13 protein-coding genes, 1 tRNA gene and 1 pseudogene are annotated in these 16365 nt (G+C 53.7%); 5 read left to right on the top strand and 10 right to left on the bottom strand.

Annotated features, from left to right (window positions below; genetic code table 11):
- Positions 1 to 435 precede the first annotated feature (435 nt).
- The 3 genes from KSY55_RS09240 to KSY55_RS02810 are packed head-to-tail and all read left to right on the top strand — an operon-like array spanning position 436 to position 2536.
- Positions 436 to 1215: a restriction endonuclease subunit S gene (locus tag KSY55_RS09240; protein WP_368660433.1), complete on the top strand. Its 780-nt coding sequence runs from the start codon at positions 436 to 438 to the stop codon at positions 1213 to 1215.
- The gene (gene xerA, locus KSY55_RS02815; protein ID WP_368660434.1) at positions 1113 to 2039 is read left to right on the top strand and encodes a site-specific tyrosine recombinase/integron integrase; all 927 of its coding nucleotides are present in this window, start codon (positions 1113 to 1115) and stop codon (positions 2037 to 2039) included. Before KSY55_RS09240 ends, xerA begins: the two co-directional genes overlap by 103 nt.
- On the top strand, positions 2036 to 2536 hold the full coding sequence (locus KSY55_RS02810) for a restriction endonuclease subunit S (RefSeq protein ID WP_217753809.1): 501 nt from the start codon (positions 2036 to 2038) through the stop codon (positions 2534 to 2536). Before xerA ends, KSY55_RS02810 begins: the two co-directional genes overlap by 4 nt.
- On the opposite strand, the gene KSY55_RS02805 is transcribed toward KSY55_RS02810, so the two are convergent.
- From KSY55_RS02805 to KSY55_RS02770, 8 genes are all read right to left on the bottom strand, one after another.
- Positions 2499 to 3665, bottom strand: coding sequence for a restriction endonuclease subunit S (locus KSY55_RS02805; RefSeq protein ID WP_217753808.1), 1167 nt, complete (start codon positions 3663 to 3665; stop codon positions 2499 to 2501). The genes KSY55_RS02810 and KSY55_RS02805 overlap by 38 nt on opposite strands.
- Positions 3655 to 5163 (bottom strand): class I SAM-dependent DNA methyltransferase, encoded by a 1509-nt coding sequence (locus KSY55_RS02800; protein WP_217749546.1) that lies wholly within the window; start codon positions 5161 to 5163, stop codon positions 3655 to 3657. The genes KSY55_RS02805 and KSY55_RS02800 overlap by 11 nt, the downstream gene beginning before the upstream one ends.
- 25 nt (positions 5164 to 5188) lie before the next feature.
- A complete protein-coding gene (locus KSY55_RS02795) occupies positions 5189 to 8308 on the bottom strand; it encodes a type I restriction endonuclease subunit R (protein ID WP_217749547.1) in 3120 nt (1039 codons plus the stop codon).
- Positions 8309 to 8662: 354 nt separating this feature from the next.
- A complete protein-coding gene (locus tag KSY55_RS02790) occupies positions 8663 to 9190 on the bottom strand; it encodes a 3'-5' exonuclease (RefSeq protein WP_217749548.1) in 528 nt (175 codons plus the stop codon).
- Between the two features lie 481 nt (positions 9191 to 9671).
- Positions 9672 to 10334, bottom strand: a complete 663-nt coding sequence (locus KSY55_RS02785; protein WP_033501738.1) for an amino acid ABC transporter permease — start codon at positions 10332 to 10334, stop codon at positions 9672 to 9674.
- Positions 10335 to 10418: 84 nt separating this feature from the next.
- Positions 10419 to 11246: an amino acid ABC transporter substrate-binding protein gene (locus KSY55_RS02780; protein WP_022245462.1), complete on the bottom strand. Its 828-nt coding sequence runs from the start codon at positions 11244 to 11246 to the stop codon at positions 10419 to 10421.
- 44 nt (positions 11247 to 11290) lie between these two features.
- Positions 11291 to 12112 carry an amino acid ABC transporter ATP-binding protein gene (locus tag KSY55_RS02775; protein WP_022245461.1) on the bottom strand — a complete coding sequence of 274 codons (822 nt, stop codon included), beginning with the start codon at positions 12110 to 12112 and terminating at the stop codon, positions 11291 to 11293.
- 32 nt (positions 12113 to 12144) lie between these two features.
- A complete protein-coding gene (locus KSY55_RS02770) occupies positions 12145 to 13356 on the bottom strand; it encodes a PLP-dependent aspartate aminotransferase family protein (protein ID WP_034880624.1) in 1212 nt (403 codons plus the stop codon).
- Between the two features lie 301 nt (positions 13357 to 13657).
- Here KSY55_RS02770 and KSY55_RS02765 point away from each other — a divergent pair, with 301 nt between their 5' ends.
- Together KSY55_RS02765 and KSY55_RS02760 are read left to right on the top strand one after the other, a co-directional pair.
- Positions 13658 to 13864 (top strand): hypothetical protein, encoded by a 207-nt coding sequence (locus KSY55_RS02765; protein WP_155497141.1) that lies wholly within the window; start codon positions 13658 to 13660, stop codon positions 13862 to 13864.
- A gap of 306 nt (positions 13865 to 14170) precedes the next feature.
- A pseudogene (locus KSY55_RS02760) lies at positions 14171 to 14371 on the top strand (type II toxin-antitoxin system RelB/DinJ family antitoxin); the annotation flags it as partial.
- Between the two features lie 144 nt (positions 14372 to 14515).
- Here KSY55_RS02760 and KSY55_RS02755 read toward each other — a convergent pair.
- Positions 14516 to 14589: transfer RNA gene (locus KSY55_RS02755), tRNA-Leu, on the bottom strand.
- A 217-nt stretch (positions 14590 to 14806) separates the two neighbouring features.
- Positions 14807 to 16249 (bottom strand): pyruvate kinase, encoded by a 1443-nt coding sequence (gene pyk / locus KSY55_RS02750; protein WP_022245556.1) that lies wholly within the window; start codon positions 16247 to 16249, stop codon positions 14807 to 14809.
- Positions 16250 to 16365 lie beyond the last annotated feature (116 nt).

Genomic DNA, 16365 nt, shown 5'->3' with positions numbered 1-16365 from the left:
ATGAATATCGACGCAAAGTACATAACGCCAATAAACAGCCCTGAACAGTTACCAACCGCAACAATTGTTGCAATAAATTGTCCGATGACCCAGATGTCGTCACGGAGTTCTTTTGGACATACGCTGACGTTGATCCAGGCACGATTGAATGCGCATCATCGTCCACTTTCATTTCGACCTGTCCCTCATTTAATTCACTTCTTCGAAAATCCGGCCTCATCAGTTCTTGCTCCCCACCTCGATTACAGTCACAACTAGCCTGCAGGATTCTTCTTCCTTGGTATCTTTAGGGCAGATCCTCCCATCCCAAATCTGCTTTGCATAGGTGACCGTAACCAAAGAAAAAATGTTCACGGAACCACTCATGAAATTCAGAGGCCAATCCGGACGGACAACAAACGCTACAAAAAGACCCACAGCCTGATAAATGATTATTTGGCAGACTTTGCTTCTACTGTTTTCCAAAATCAAGCATCTCATATCGAAGAAAGGATCGCTCTATTCGATATTGCTGATATCAAGTACGGAAAAGGGCTAGCGAAAAATGAACTAGTGGAGGATGGATATCCGGTCTTTGGCGGGAATGGCCAGATTGGCTTTTATTCTAAGTACTTGTACGAAGAGCCTCAGATACTAATTTCTTGCCGAGGTGCTGCCTCAGGTAAAGTTCTTGTCTCACTGCCGAAAAGCTTTATTACGTCAAATTCACTCATAATTGAACTTAAAGATAGACGATATTACGAGTATCTAAAACAGTATTTTATGCTACATCAGTTGTACGATTATGCAACGGGCTCGGCTCAACCGCAAATAACAATTGATGGTCTTAGGCATCTCACTGTGCCTTATCCTCCCTTTGACCTAATCAAAACCTTGACAAATCAATTGAAAGCAATTTCGGACTGTATATATTCCAATGACATTGAGAATCAGGCCCTTTCGCGTCTAAGAGATACGCTCCTTCCAAAACTCATGTCTGGCGAAATTGACGTTTCGAAGGTTGATCTCACGCAGCTAACAAATAATCATTTGCTGGTGCGCGGGCACAATGTTCCTAACCGTTATTGGAAGGGACGCCTATGGAAACCATCATTAATAGTGTTCTGTCGCAGATGCAGAACATGCTTGATCCGTCACAGCTCAAACATCTGGCCGAAGTACTCAGAGTCACGCTGCTGCCAACTCAGGAAACATCAGCGCCGCAGAATCTGCTGACGTTGTTTCTCACGGCAAAAGAGGTCGAAGGCTGCTCGCCGAAAACCATCGCTTACTATGAGAGCACGCTTCAGCACATGACCCAGGCCCTTGCCAAGCCTTACACGCGGATAAGCAGCGATGACTTGCGCGAGTACCTCAACAGATACGAGAACGAACGTCATGCGGGCAAGGTCACCATCGACAACATTCGTCGTATCATGTCAAGCTTCTTCGCATGGCTTGAGGACGAGGATTATATCGTCAAAAGCCCCGTAAGGCGCATCCACCGCGTGAAGACCGCTGTAATGGCTAAGGAAGTCCTGAGCGACGAAAATCTGGAAACTCTGCGGGACCGATGCGGCACCTTGCGGGATCTTGCCATCGTGGACATTCTCGCATCCACGGGTATGCGAGTGGGTGAACTGGTCGGCTTGAACATAGCCGACGTGAATCTTCAGGAGCGGGAATGCTTGGTCACAGGCAAGGGAAACAAGCAGCGTCCCGTTTATTTCGACGCCAGAACGAAGCTTCATCTCACCGCATACCTGCAATCACGTAACGACAGCAATCCAGCGCTATTCGTTGCTTTGAATGGCGATGGTGACCGTATCAGCATCGGCGGCATCGAAAGCCGCCTCAGACAGCTCGGCAAAGATGCCGGCATTCATCGAGTTCATCCGCATAAGTTCCGCCGCACGTTGGCCACGCACGCCATCGACAAGGGAATGCCGATCGAGCAGGTGCAAAAACTGCTCGGGCATGCGAGAATAGACACGACTATGCATTATGCCATGGTCAACCAGAACAACGTGAAAGCTTCACACAGAAGGTATTTGGAATGACACGACTCGGGGATGTTTGCGAATACAGAAACGAATCGATAGCAGCAGAAGCTGCCACCTCTATGCCGCTGTACATATCGACCGACTCTATGATGCCGAATCGTGGGCCGATTTTCTCCTCTACTCTCCCTAATACCGGGAAAGTCAAACGATTCCAAGCCGGCGATACGCTCGTATCTAATATCAGGCCTTATTTTAAAAAGATTTGGCGTGCAGACGCCGAGGGCGCATGTTCTAATGACGTTTTGGTTTTCACTCCTACAAAATGTTTGCCTGACTATTTGCATTGGATACTTAGTTCTGATGATTTCTTTTCCTTTGTGACAAAAACTTCTAAGGGGACGAAAATGCCTCGCGGAGACAAACGTGCGATTATGAACTACTCCGTCCAAGTTCCTTCCGAGACGGAGCAGCACACTATTTGCGCAATTATGGACTCATTGCAAAAGAAGATCACAATCAACGGACAGTTAAATGATTATTTGTTAGCTGCGTGAGGTCAATCTTCGAAACGTCGATTTCGCCAGACATAAGTTTGGGAAGCAGCGTATCGCGCAGTTTTTGGAGCTTTGTTATCTCTGAATCGTTATCAGATCTTTGCTTTATTACGGAATCTAATAGGATCAAATCTTCCGCACTGCATGAACTAGCAACCTTAAACTCCATCATTTGTTTTTTGTCACCACGGGGCATCTTTGTTCCCTTCGCGCCTTGCATGACGTAGTCAAAGAATGAATCTTGCCGCAGGCATGCATGCAGATATGGCGCGTTGCTGGGATCATTCGCTCTAAAAACGATGACATCACCCGAACATGTACCTTCAAACGGGGCGTACCATATCTTCTTAAAATAGGGCCGAATATTAGAAATCAGAGTGTCGCCGGCTTTATACCGTGTAATCTTGCCCGTTGTTGGGAGCGAAGACGCCAGTTGCCGTCCTCCCTTGTTCTGCATTAGTGACTCAGTCGAAACGTAAGTCTCCTGATTCGCGTTGTCATAATCGACGTGGTCAGCAACCTGATAGCAGATATCTCGAAGACGTGAATTTCTGTCATTACAGTATCTACTGGCAATCGTTTCACACAAGTTGGCTAAATAATCATTTAGCTGCCTGTTGATACGGATTTTGTCGTCAATTGCGTCGCAAATGGCGACTATGCCGTCTTGAATCTGCCTTGAGAGCAGATCGATCGGCATAGATGCGTATGTCTTGGCGTTGATATTGCCTCTCGTGCTTCCCGTATTAAAGCTTGAGACCCAATCCCAATACTGCTTCGATTGGGCGTAATACTTCATATAACGAGGGTTTATCTTCCTTGGATCAAGACTGAACTTGATAAGGAATCCGGCATATGCGTATTCTCCATCCCGCGGATCGTAATAGTAATTCCTACCGGTACTGTTTCCCGTTCGTGCGAATACGATGTCGCCTTCATGAAGCAAATAGTTGCCAGCAGAAGAGTCATCTACTGATTTCCGATCGGAAGGATTCAGAGTTCCGTCATCGTTGATATCTGTGATGCGCAAATAAGCGGGAAGCCCTGGTTTGAAATCTACTGCGGGAGCAGCAATGCCGTAGTGTCCTCCATCGAGGCTTACGTCACACAGCGTGGTCTTATAGCCCATAGCCGATGGCCTCCAGATTCTTCTTGATCTGCTCTTGCAGACGGTTGGATTCCTCGAAGCATTTGGCGATTTCGCCGGTCAGACGGGTCATCTTCTCATCGAATGGCTCATCGTCTTCTTCCACTTCGGCGACACCGACGTAACGGCCCGGAGTCAGGATGTAATCCTGCGCCTTGATATCTTCCGTCGTGGCGATGGCGGAGAAGCCCTTCTCCGTTTCCAGAGTGCCGTCACGGAACGCGTCGAACGCAGTCGATACCTTGGCGATGTCCTCATCAGTGAACTCGCGGAGCCTGCGGGACACCATGGTTCCCATATCGCGCGCGTCGATGAACAACGTCTTGCCAGACTGCTTCTTGTTCTTGGTGATGATCCACAGGCTCACAGGTATGCCGGTGCTGTAGAAAAGCTTGTCCGGCATTGCGATGATGCCTTCGACCAGATCGGCATCCACGATCTTGGCGCGGATCTCGCCCTCGTTGTTCGTCTGGCTGGACAACGCGCCGTTCGCCAGAACCATGCCCATGCGGCCGGAACGGTTGAGGTGGTGGATCATGTGCTGGACCCATGCGAAGTTGGCGTTGCCCTCCGGTGGGGTGCCGTACTGCCAGCGTACGTCGTTCTCGAGTTTCTTTCCTCCCCAGTCCTTCAGGTTGAAGGGCGGGTTAGCGAGGATGAAATCGAATTTCTCGGTCTTGTGCAGGTCCTCGAAGAACGTGTCGGCATTATGATCGCCCAGATCCGCGTCGATGCCGCGGATCGCGAGGTTCATGGTCGCCATTTTCCACGTGGTCGGATTGGACTCCTGGCCGTACACGGAGATGTCGTTGATGTTGCCCTGATGGCGTTTGACGAAGTCCGCGGACTGTACGAACATGCCGCCGCTGCCGCAGCACGGATCGTACACTCGCCCGTGGTAGGGTTCGATGACCTCGACCAGCGTCTTCACGACGCACGCGGGTGTGTAGAACTCGCCGGCGTTCTTGCCCTCCGCTTCGGCGAACTTGGCCAGACAGTACTCGTAGGTGCGTCCGAGGATGTCGCGGCTATCGCCCTTTTCTGCCATCTTCACGTTGGTGAACAGGTCCACGACCTCGCCCAGACGTCGCTTGTCGAGCTCCTGGCGTGCGAAGTTCTTCGGCAGGATGCCCTTGAGCTTGTTGTTCTCGGCCTCGATCTGGCGCATGGCCTCGTCGATGGCCTTGCCGATCTCGGGCGTGTGCGCGGCCGCTGCGATGGTCTTCCAGCGGGCGCTCTCGGGAACGAAGAAGATGTTCTCACTCGCGTATTCGTCGCGGTCCTCCTCGAAGCCCTCTCCTTCCTCAACGAGTTCCTGGTATTTCTGGTCGAACTTGTCGGAGATGTACTTCAGGAAGATGAGGCCGAGCACGACGTTCTTGTATTCGGAAGCGTCGATGTTGCCGCGCAGCTTGTCGGCAGCGCTCCAGATCTGTTCCTCGAAGCCGATCTCGGCGGTATTGTCCTTCTTCTTTGCCATGTCTTGTATTATCCTCCTGCTCGTCCTATTCGCTGATCTTGGTGTCGGCCCACAGCTCGCACTGTTCCATGACGGTCTTCATGGCGTCCTCGACGCCTTCGGGCGGATACTTGTATTTGCGCAGCAAACGTTTGATGGCACGCCGCATGCCGGCCCTGGCGCTTTCCTTCTTCTGCCAGTCGATCGTGGCGTTGCTCCGCATCGCATCGGTCAACTCGCGGGCTATCGAGACGAGCTGGTCGTTGTCGTAGAAGTCCTTGACCGCCTGCGGCTGGGTGATCGCGTCGTAGAACGCCATCTCCTCGTCGCTCAAGCCGAGCTTCTGCGCGTCGTCGCGGTCCTTCATGATCTCCTTGGCCATGTTGACGAGCTCTTCAATGACCTGCGCGTTCGTGAGCATGCCGTTGAGATACGCGTTCAACGTGCTCTGGAGCATCTCGCTGAACTTCTGGGATTTGACCACGCTGGTGCGCCCGTACGCCCGCACTTTCTCCTTGATGAGGCGTTTCAGGCTCTCGATCGCGATGTTCTTCTCCTTCATGCCGGCGACCTCCTGAAGGAACGCCTCATCGAACAGGGAGATCTCCACGCTGTCCTTCTCGAACAGGTTGAGCACGCCGTCCGCATGCACGCTCTGCTGGAGGATCTCGCTCACCTGCTTGTTGAACTCCGTGTACGTCATGCCGCCGCCCCCGCCGGAGCCACGTCCGGTCAAGCGTAGAACTTGCACGCGCAATACGGATAGGTAAGCCGCCTCATGCGCGTCCTCTTCGCTTACCATGCTTTTGCATAGGCTCAGCGCCTGGTTCATGAGCTGGCATTGCTTGAGGAACGATTCCGTGTCTTCGTGTCGTTCCGGATCGAGCAGCCAGTCGGTTCCCTCCGCGATGGCGTCGGCAAGCGCCTCCCTGCTGTTTTGGAAGATGAGTTTGCGGTAGTCGAAGCCGTACATGAGATCACGGCACACGTCGAGCTTTTCGAGGAATTTCGGATAGGCGGTCTCGGCGATGTTCATGTCGCCGTAATTGTGCTGGTCACGGCTGGTATAGTCCTTCATCGCCCGCTTGAGCGCGCCTGCGATGCCGATGTAATCCACGACCAGACCGCCCTCCTTGCCCTTGCACACGCGGTTGACGCGGGCGATGGCCTGCATGAGGTTATGGCCCTTCATCGGCTTGAACACGTACATGGTGGACAGGCTGGGCACGTCGAAACCGGTGAGCCACATGTCCACGACGATGGCGATCTTGAGGGAATCGGAATCGTCCTTGAACCTGCGTTCCATCTCCTTCTTGTGCGTGGTGCCGCCGCACACGTCGAACCATTCCTCCGGATCCTGGTTCGACATGGTCATCACCACGCCGACCTTGTCTTTCCATTCGGGGCGCAGCTCCATGATCCTGTAGTAGATCTTCATCGCAATCGGCCGGCTGTACGCCACGATCAGGGCCTTGCCGGCCAGGACGTCGGCGCGGTTGTTCTCGTAATGGTCCACGATGTCGCGGCACAATGCGTCGATGGTTTCAGGAGTGTCGAAGATGGCATCGAGGCCGCCGAGGTCATGCTTGGACTTCTCCACGCTCGCCTCGTCGGCCTGGTCCGCGAACTCCTTGTAGACCGCGTCGATGCGGCCCAGCGCGTTCTCGTCAAGATGGAGCGAGACCACACGGCTTTCGTAGTAGACCGGCTTGGTGGACTCGTCCTCGACGGACTGGGTCATGTCGTACACGTCGATGTAGTCGCCGAAGATCTCGCGGGTGTTGCGGTCATCCGTGGAGATCGGCGTTCCGGTGAAACCGATATAGGACGCGTTCGGCAGTGCCTTGCGCACGACACGGGCCGCGCCGACCGACACATGACCGTCCGCGTTGATCCGTTCGGTCAGGCCGTACTGGCCGCGGTGAGCCTCGTCCACCATCACCACAACGTTGCTCCGGTCGCACAACGGCTCGTCGCCGTCCGAGAACTTCTGCATGGTCGTGAAGATGATGCCGTTCGCCTCACGACCCTCAAGCAGTTCCTGAAGATTCCTGCGGCTCTCGGCCTGGACCGCCTTCTGGCGCAGGAACCTGGCGCAGCGGCTGAATTGTCCGAAAAGCTGGTCGTCGAGATCGTTGCGGTCGGTGATGACCACGATGGTCGGGCTTTCAAGATAACGCTGCAGCAGATGTGCGAAGAACACCATCGAAAGCGATTTTCCGCTTCCCTGGGTGTGCCAGAACACGCCGATCCTGCCATCCCCATTGACGGCCTCTTCCGCTCTGACGATGGCTTTCCGCACCGCGAAATACTGGTGGTATGCGGCGATGATCTTCACGACCTTCTCGGAGGAATCGTTGAAGCATACGAAGTTTTGGATGATGTCGAGCAGCCGTTCCTTCGGGAGCATGCCGTCAATCATGGTGCTCCATGCCGCGGCTTTCGTTCCGGAATAGTCGCCGTCCGCCGACTTCCAAGCCACGTAACGGTCCTCGTCGGATGTGATCGTGCCGACCCTGGTCTGGGTCATATCGCTCATCACGCAGAACACGTTGGGCACGAACATGCTCGGTATCTGCTTCATGTACTGGCGCAATTGCAGGTACGCGTGTGAAGCGTCCGTCTCCTCGCGTGACGGGGACTTCAGCTCGAACAATACCAGCGGCATGCCGTTCACGAAGATGATGACGTCGGGACGTTTCTCGGAATACTCCACGAACGTCCACTGGTTCACGACATGGAAATCGTTGTTCTCGGGATCGTCGAAATCAAGCAGCCGGACGATGTCATCACGCTCTTCCTTGCCGTCAAAGAAGTGCACTTCGACTCCTGATTGCAGGTAGTCATTGAATATCTCGTTGCGCTGCTCCAAGCTGCCGATCTCGACATTCTGAATCTTCCGAATGGCCTCCTCGACGGCTGCTTCCGGCAGATTTCTGTTGATTCGTCGCAACGCATCCGGGAGAATATCAGGAAGGAATACGTCGCGATACGAGTCGTCGGTGCGGCGAACATCGGGCCCGTACAGGTGCTCATATCCGAGTTTCTCCGTTAGATGTTCGACGATCAGATTTTCGTACCATTCCTCGTTCAGTGGATCCATGGACGTGATGTTGTTCAGAGAACACTCCGAAACCGTACGAGATTCGACTTTGGAAACAGTCATTGTTCACCCCACAAACATATGGATTCTCTCGCAAACCATCTTTCGGTTTAGTCTATCAATTAACCTATCGTCTGGATGTAACCAACATGAGTGTCTGCTGTTTTTAGATTACGTCATGCTGTCTTATTTTTGTTCAGTAGAACAAGAAAAACGCCCGCAGCTTAAACGCCGACGGGCATATTATCTCTTCCTCTCATCTACTTCCCAAACTCAAGCCTCACACCTCGATTCTCGTCTGGAAGCCCGCCGCATGATATTTTCGAAAGCAGACCCCCTCAAAAAACGCACCGCACATCCGATTATCGAATTCACCTCTCAACAACCGAGGCTCGTTTATCACAGGCCCTTCATCTATCACCAGTGCACATCTCTGCGCAGTCCTTTAAGAGCTTCGTTTTTTGTTAAAAACTCCGATGGTTCAGCATCTCGTAAACCGTCTTTGTTGTGCCGTTGAGACCCCAAAGCAATATAGCAAGCTTTCTTTGCACGGGTTATTCCGACATAGTGCATGCCAAGAGATTGCTCAATATCTTTTTGTACTCCTTTATATGGAGGCATGATAAAACGATAGGCTTCAAGACAAAAAACGATGTCAAATTCAAGTCCTTTAGCCTTATGATAAGTAAGCACATTAATCTCATCTGATTGAGCAGGACGAAAACCCCTTCTAAGAATATCCACGTCTTTAACGGTGCTGCAATATGCCTCGATATCTTCATCACATCCCAACCCCGGCCCACATAGGTCAGCTATAGCAAACGCTAAATCTGTTTGGTTTACCAGATCTTCTTCACGAACTCCAAAGAAGTCATCAACAGGAGCAAGTCCCTGATTCCGCTTTGTTGTTTTGACATTCCTCCGGCAGTTCTTTCCATTGTCCATAATTAAAGTTGTTATCCTTAACAACCTTAAGCTTCAAAGGTCTGTTAATGATCTGAGGAGCAAAAGAGATAATAATCTGGCTAAGACACCGCTCATGATGCAGATCTGCTCCTTCGACAGTCCGCGCTTCGAGCGTGGGCGAGCCACCACATCCTCCAACACGGGACGAGACTGCGCGCGTACTTGTCCTCAGAAGATCGCAATTCATTGATGGCCCGTCTGCGCCCCAATGCGCCCATGCCGAACAACTGGCTACGGATCTCCTCGGTGAAACCCATCACCCTCACCTCCAACAACTGTAATCTCAGTGCAACTACAGTTGTGAACATGAAGGCTCATGTCCACTCTGAGTTAACAGAGCCAAAAAAACGATTTGTGTGGCATTCACGACATTATGCGAATGCCACGCGAATCGTTTTTTATTGGTTTTGCTTTAAGGAGCACAGGATTTGCCGTTAAGGCACTGAACTCGATGCCTTTTTCAGAACCGTTTGGCAAGCTGCTTCTCGCACACTCCTTGGAGCCATGTCAATACCGTGCAGAAAGCAAGATATATCACGCCGACCTCGCAATAAAGCACCAGTGGTTCATAGGTGGTGGCGACGATACGCTGCGCGGCCATGAACATCTCGACCACGGTGATGTTCGCGGCCAGTGAAGTGTCTTTCACCAAAGAGATGAACGTATTGAACAATGCAGGGAACGCCGACCGGAAAGCTTGGGGCAGCACGATCAGCCTCATAATGGTCAGATAGCTGAGGTTTGTGGTCAGGCCGGCTTCGACCTGCCCCTTTGGCACCGCGAGAATAGCTCCGCGAAGTGTCTCAGAAGCGTACGCGCCGACATTCAGGGAGAAAGCGATAAGTGCCGAGGGAAACGCCGGCACGACAATGCCCACGGACGGCAGACCAAAGAAAATAACGAACAGTTGTACCAGCAGAGGAGTCCCTCGGAACACCCACACATAGAATTGCGCGATTCGATGCACCATAGGAACCTTGGCTACTCGAACAAGCGCCACGGCGATGGCCAACACCAGACCTATTGCGAACGATATCAGTGTCAGCGGGATGGTTACCGTCAGCCCAGGAATCAGCAATTTCGTGAAGGAACCGATGATGATTCCCAACAGTCTGTCATCCATGATGCCCGATCCTCATATCCGGCCCGCTTTCGTCGGATCCGCACGCATTATGCAAATCCGTTGAGAACAGGCAAACCCATCTTTCTACTGCTTTACCGAAACGTCCTCTCCAAAGTACTTGACAGACAGTTTCTTCAATGTGCCATCCTTCTGCAGCTTCGCGAGGGCATCGTTCAGCGCCTTCACCAAGTCGTCCTCACCCTTGCGGATCGGGAAGGCCGCCGCGGGGCTGATTTCGGACTTTGCCGCGATCTGCACATCCGCGTCCGGCTTCTGCTTGAGATAGTCCAGCACGGCGAGCTTGTCGTTCAACGTGACATCGGCACGACCGGAGGTAATGGCGTCAACCGCCTGCGCGAAGTCATTGACAGAGACGATGTTCGCGCCATTCTCCTGGGCCGTCTGATTCCAGTTGCTGGTCTTGGTCTCCGCCGCATTCTTACCCTTGATGTCGGAGAAGCTCTTGATGTCGTCGTTGCCCTTCTTCGTCACCGCGACGCCCTGCGAGTAGGTGTACAGGTCGGTGAAATCGTACTTCTGCTTGCGTTCATCGTTCGGAGTCACCTGGTCGGCAACCGTATCGAACTTTTTCGCGTCCACACCCGCGAGCAGCGAATCCCAATTCGCTTCCACGAACTTGGCCTTGACACCAAGTTCCTCGGCGACTGCGGTGGCGATCTCCACATCGTAGCCGGTCAGATTATCGTCGGTATCGTGGTACGAGAACGGTGCATACGTGCCTTCCGTGCCGAACACGATCTCACCGTTCTTCTTGACCTGCTCAAGCTCGCTGGTGGCGGAATCATCGGATCCCGCACCGTTCGAGGATCCGCATGAGGCAAATCCAACGACCGAAACGACAGCAAGCGCGGCGGCAGCATATTTCTTCCAGACAGATTTGGTATCAGACATTTTCTTCCTGTTCTTTCTTAACGTTTTGGAGGGTTTGTTGATTATCAATTACTGAATTCAGACGTTGGGGATTTGGAGTGCGTCTGCTGAATTGTCACGAGTTCTTCCGGTTTCCAATCGTCCAGCACGTTGACATCGTGTATCGATGACAGAAAACGTGCGGTTCGTGGCTCGTTTGGATGGCTGAAGATGTGTTCCGGCTTCCCCTGTTCCACGATGTTGCCTCCTTCGAAGAACACGACTTGGTCGGAGGCGTTGCGGGCGAAACGCATTTCGTGGGTGACCATCAGCATGGTCGTTCCGGAATCCGCCAAGGATTTGATAACGGCGAGCACGCCGTCCACCATTTCCGGATCGAGAGCCGATGTCGGCTCATCCAACACCAACAGTTCTGGATCCATGGCGATCGCGCGCGCAATGGCCACGCGTTGCTGCTGACCACCGGACAGTTTGCTCGGATATCGGTCCGCGAATCCGGCCATGCCCACCCGGTCGAGTTCGTCATATGCGATTCGTACGGCTTCTTTCCTGCCTTTTCCCTTGGCGTGGATCAGGCCGATGGCCACATTGTCCAAAACCGTTCTGTTCAAAAACAGATTGTAATTCTGGAACACAAAACCGATTTTCGCGCGGACCGAAGCGATATCCTTTGGCTTGGTGCTGGTGAGGGACACCGGGCCTTCTCCGAAGTCGATGGTGCCAGCGTTGGCGGTCTCAAGAAAGTCAATCGTTCTCAGCAAAGTGGATTTCCCGGATCCGCTTGGACCGATAATCGAGACAACACTACGTTCCGGAATGTCCAGGTCGACGCCGTCAAGCACTAATTGCGATTCGAACGACTTTCGAACTCCACGAATTCGTATCATATTCGCCTCCCCAGTTCATCCAATCGTGACGGTCAGGCCAATGCATCTTCTGTGATCGCATCGTTCCACTTGTCGGAGTGTTTCTCCGAGGCCTTCTCGAACGCCTGGCCCAGATCCTCTTTGAGATCGGCGACATCTTCAATGCCGATGGCGAGACGAATCAACTCATCCGTAATGCCTACCCTCAGCCTCTCCTCACGGGGAAGTTCGAAGTGGGTCATACGGCACGGAAGCTCCGCCAGGCTTTCGACGGCGCCCAGTGAAACCGCAAGGCGGAACAGTCGAAGATTGTCGAGCACATCAACGGGATCGATTCCGTCGACGACCTCAAAGCTCAATACGCCGCCAGCGCCGCGCAACCCCTTGGCCGCCAGGTCCTCGCCATCGGTAAGACCCGGATAATAGACCTTCTTCACCAACGGGTGGGCAAGCAGGTATTTCGCCACATCGGCGGCATTCTCCTGCTGTCGTTCCAAGCGAAGAGCCAATGTTTGGATGCCCTTACGCACGGAATCGCATTCAACGGGTGCGAGGACACCACCGAGACGGTTCTGGGCGAAGTAGACACGCTGCCCGATCTGCTCATCCTTCACCACGACTAGGCCAGCGATGACATCGGAATGACCCGCGAGATATTTCGTGGCGGAATGCAGCACGATATCAGCTCCCAGATCAAGGGGATTCTGCAGATAAGGTGTCACGAATGTATTGTCCACGATAACGATCGTTCCGTATCGATGGGCGATTTCAGCGATCGCGTGGACGTCGTTCACCTTCAACAGCGGATTCGTGACCGTTTCAAAATACACCGCCTTGGCTGGCTGGATTCCCCGTTTCGGATCCCCTGCCACAGCACGCTCTACATCTTCCAGAACGCGGGTGTCGGCTGACGTGACCTCCAGACCCCAGCGGTTGAAATGCTCGTTCAGCTGCGAATACGAACCGCCATAGACATTGTCTCCGGCAACGATGCGGTCTCCAGGCTGGAAAATGGACAGCACCGCATGGATCGCCGCCAGACCGGAGGCGAAGGCAAATCCCCTAGTACCATGTTCGAGCTGCGCGATCTGCCTTTCGAGGTATTCGCGCGTTGGATTTCCGCTACGTGCGTAATCCCAACGGGGCATGGCATCGACCGACTCAAATGCAAAAGTGGACGATTTATAGATCGGCGGATTCACGGCCCTGGTGTCATTGTCGTTCACCGGTTCACCGTGGACCAGCTGTGTGTTGAATCTTGCCATCACGCACCCCCTCGGGTTGTAGAGTTGTTTCGCGCGCACATCTTTCATGCTTGCACGATCATCTACTTAACCCGAAAAGAAAATGCGCCACACGCTTGGACTTATCGACATAATTTATATGACGTTTAAACTGTTATCAGGATAATTTATTAGCTTTTATCAATGGAGCAAGACATCGCTCTTTGGTTTTTCTTTCGTCCTATTTGGCTTCCCATGCACCGCAACACGCACAAATTACCACCCTTTAAAGGTGGAACATTGGGTACACCATTCGAGAGAGACTAGGCGTCATAAAGATGCTGTGGTGCACTTCAAGGGCAAGATCATCCAAGTCATCGAAGACAGCGGCCAAGCCACCCAGTACCGTATTAGCGTGACGCCCACGGATTATGGCGGATGGGATGAGCAGGTCGATGATCTGCCGCACGTCGGACTGGGTGGTCGGACCGTTCTGGCCCTTCAGACCACCGGCGAGGGTGATGACGCCATACAAACTAGTTTGTTTTAGTTTGCATGGCGTTCTTGCGGACGCCAACTCCAAGCCTCACGTCGCTCGCGCAGCAACTTGGTTCACACTTCACGGGAGCCTACGTTGCCCGGTCCGAACCGGTCCATCTTCCATCTCCTCCATGCGCGTTTAGAGTCTCCAGGGCACTCCCGGCGACCCCGATGCTGATGATCGCGTTCAAGTCACGGTCCAGCCCCAATCCGCATTCCGTCAACCGGAAAAACAGGATGCGCAGACTCTCCATACCAAACGTAAGACATTGAGCTATAATCGTCTTACAACAATCAGCAAAAGATGGAGGTCGAGATGACCATGACTTCGGTGACGGTCCGCGTGGACGACGCCACGAAAAAACAGGCTACGGACATCGTGGAGGATCTTGGACTTGACCTGTCCAGCGTGACCCGCGCGTTCTACCGGCAGATCGTCAGGGAGAACCGTATCCCGCTCAGCCTGTCGAGGCAACCCATTCCGGCTGAGACCCTTGATGCGCTCGACGAGGTGCGCGAAAAGGCGGGGACGTGGAGATAACCTACAATCTGGCGGATGGCAAGGTACTGAGCTCCCACGTAACGGCACATGCGTCAGATGGGTTTCAAAACAAAACAGCCGCGGCGGGTGATACCCGTCCACGGCTGTTCATCAATCCGGTGCCCCCGGTGGGACTCGAACCCACACTGTACAGATTTTGAGGCTGTCTCCTCTACCAATTGGGATACAGGGGCCTTCGCACAACTTGACCATATTAACACAGAAAAATGATTTTGCAAAGTCCTTGAGCAGTCGGCGTTTCGCGCCATACTCGACACCTTGATCGCAACCTGTCGCAGTCTGCAAATCGGCAACATATCAACATCATCCAAAAACAACGGGAGGGCTTCCATCCAAACGGACGGAAGCCCTCCTATTCGCTAATCAGTCAGCCACTGACCGAAACGCATCTCAGTCGCAAGCACCAACGGTGTGGACGTAGATGGAATCGGTGCGACCCGGCTGGTGCTCGCCCTGAGCGGAGCTCAGCACGACGATCTTGTCGCCATCGGTGACCTTGCCGGCATCCTTCAGAATCTTATCGGTGAAGATCATCAAGTCCTTGCGGGACTTGTCGTGGTAATCCTCATCGAGCAGGAAGGACTCGGTACCCCAAGACAGAGCCAGCCAGTGATAGGTGTGCTCGTTGTTGGTGATGCCGTAGATCGGGGTGGCCGGGCGTTCGCGGGACACGCGGTGCACGGTGGAACCGGTCTGGGTGTAGGCAACGATGGCCTTGGCGTTCAGCTTGTCAGCCAGATCCACAGCTGCGGAAGACACTGCGCCGGTGGAAGACATATCCAGGTTCTTCAGCTCCGGGATACGGTCGAAACCGTGCTCGGTGGCGAAGGAGGAGATACGGCTCATGGTGCTCACGGTGACTGCCGGGTACTTGCCGACGGCGGTCTCGTTGGAGGTCATAGTGGCGTCGGCGCCGTCAAGGATGGCGTTGGCGCAGTCAGATGCCTCTGCACGGGTCGGGACCGGGGAGTTGACCATGGAGCCGAGCACTTCGGTAGCCACGATGACCGGCTTGGCGTACTGGCGAGCGAGCTCGATGCAGCGCTTGGTAGCCAGCGGCACCTCTTCGAGCGGGCACTCAACGGCCATGTCGCCACGAGCAACCATGATACCGTCGAAGGCCTTGACGATCTCTTCAAGGTTCTCAAGAGCCTGCGGCTTCTCGATCTTTGCGACGACCGGGATGCGACGGCCTTCCTCGTCCATGATCTCGTGGGCGCGGTCGATGTCGGTGGCGAAACGCACGAAGGACATGGCGATGATGTCGGCGCCGGTGCGGATAGCCCAACGCAGATCGGCTTCATCCTTCTCGGTCAGAGCCGGCAGGGACACCGCAACGCCCGGCAGGTTGATGCCCTTGTGGCTGGAAACCGGCCCGGCAACGACGACCTTGGTGTACACGTTGTTGCCTTCGACCTTGGTGACCTCAAGACGAACCTTGCCGTCATCGATGAGAATCGGATCGCCAGCATGGCAATCGCCCGGCAGGCCCTTGAACGTGGTGGAAGTGATATGCTCGTCGCCCTCGATGTCGTCGGTGGTGATGACGAACTCCTGGCCTTCGGTCAGCTGGACCTTGTCTTCACCGTCGGCGTTCTTCTTGAACCAACCGCAACGGATCTTCGGACCCTGCAGATCAACCAGGGCTGCGACGTTGCGGCCGGTGGCCTTGGCAGCGGCGCGGAGGTTGTTGTAGACCTTGAGGTGGTCTTCCGGAGTGCCGTGGGAGCGGTTCAGACGAGCAACGTCCATACCTGCTTCGACAAGGCTGGTGATGCCTTCCAGGGACTCGGTAGCTGGACCGATGGTATCTACGATCTTGGCTTTACGCATGAATGCCTGCCTATTCTTGTTGATATTGATTTTGGATCTGACGACCCTGTTTCCAACCGACCAGTCTACTAGCAAAAAGCGCTCACTTCCACCCTGAAACGAGGCGTGTTGTGAGC

Origin of the sequence: Bifidobacterium sp. MSK.13.1 (genome assembly GCF_019131435.1) — a bacterium.
In the GTDB taxonomy this organism is placed as follows: domain Bacteria; phylum Actinomycetota; class Actinomycetes; order Actinomycetales; family Bifidobacteriaceae; genus Bifidobacterium; species Bifidobacterium pseudocatenulatum.
This window is presented reverse-complemented; position numbering and strand designations above follow the sequence as displayed.

Bases quoted from the DNA above. Each gene is read 5' to 3' on its own strand.
- KSY55_RS02800 (WP_217749546.1), bottom strand. From the start codon at position 5,163: ATGGCAAAGAAGAAGGACAATACCGCCGAGATCGGCTTCGAGGAACAG.
- pyk (WP_022245556.1), bottom strand. From the start codon at position 16,249: ATGCGTAAAGCCAAGATCGTAGATACCATCGGTCCAGCTACCGAGTCC.
- xerA (WP_368660434.1), top strand. From the start codon at position 1,113: ATGCAGAACATGCTTGATCCGTCACAGCTCAAACATCTGGCCGAAGTA.
- KSY55_RS02785 (WP_033501738.1), bottom strand. From the start codon at position 10,334: ATGGATGACAGACTGTTGGGAATCATCATCGGTTCCTTCACGAAATTG.
- KSY55_RS02770 (WP_034880624.1), bottom strand. From the start codon at position 13,356: ATGGCAAGATTCAACACACAGCTGGTCCACGGTGAACCGGTGAACGAC.
- KSY55_RS02805 (WP_217753808.1), bottom strand. From the start codon at position 3,665: ATGGGCTATAAGACCACGCTGTGTGACGTAAGCCTCGATGGAGGACAC.
- KSY55_RS02810 (WP_217753809.1), top strand. From the start codon at position 2,036: ATGACACGACTCGGGGATGTTTGCGAATACAGAAACGAATCGATAGCA.
- KSY55_RS02795 (WP_217749547.1), bottom strand. From the start codon at position 8,308: ATGACTGTTTCCAAAGTCGAATCTCGTACGGTTTCGGAGTGTTCTCTG.
- KSY55_RS02790 (WP_217749548.1), bottom strand. From the start codon at position 9,190: ATGGACAATGGAAAGAACTGCCGGAGGAATGTCAAAACAACAAAGCGG.
- KSY55_RS02775 (WP_022245461.1), bottom strand. From the start codon at position 12,112: ATGATACGAATTCGTGGAGTTCGAAAGTCGTTCGAATCGCAATTAGTG.
- KSY55_RS02780 (WP_022245462.1), bottom strand. From the start codon at position 11,246: ATGTCTGATACCAAATCTGTCTGGAAGAAATATGCTGCCGCCGCGCTT.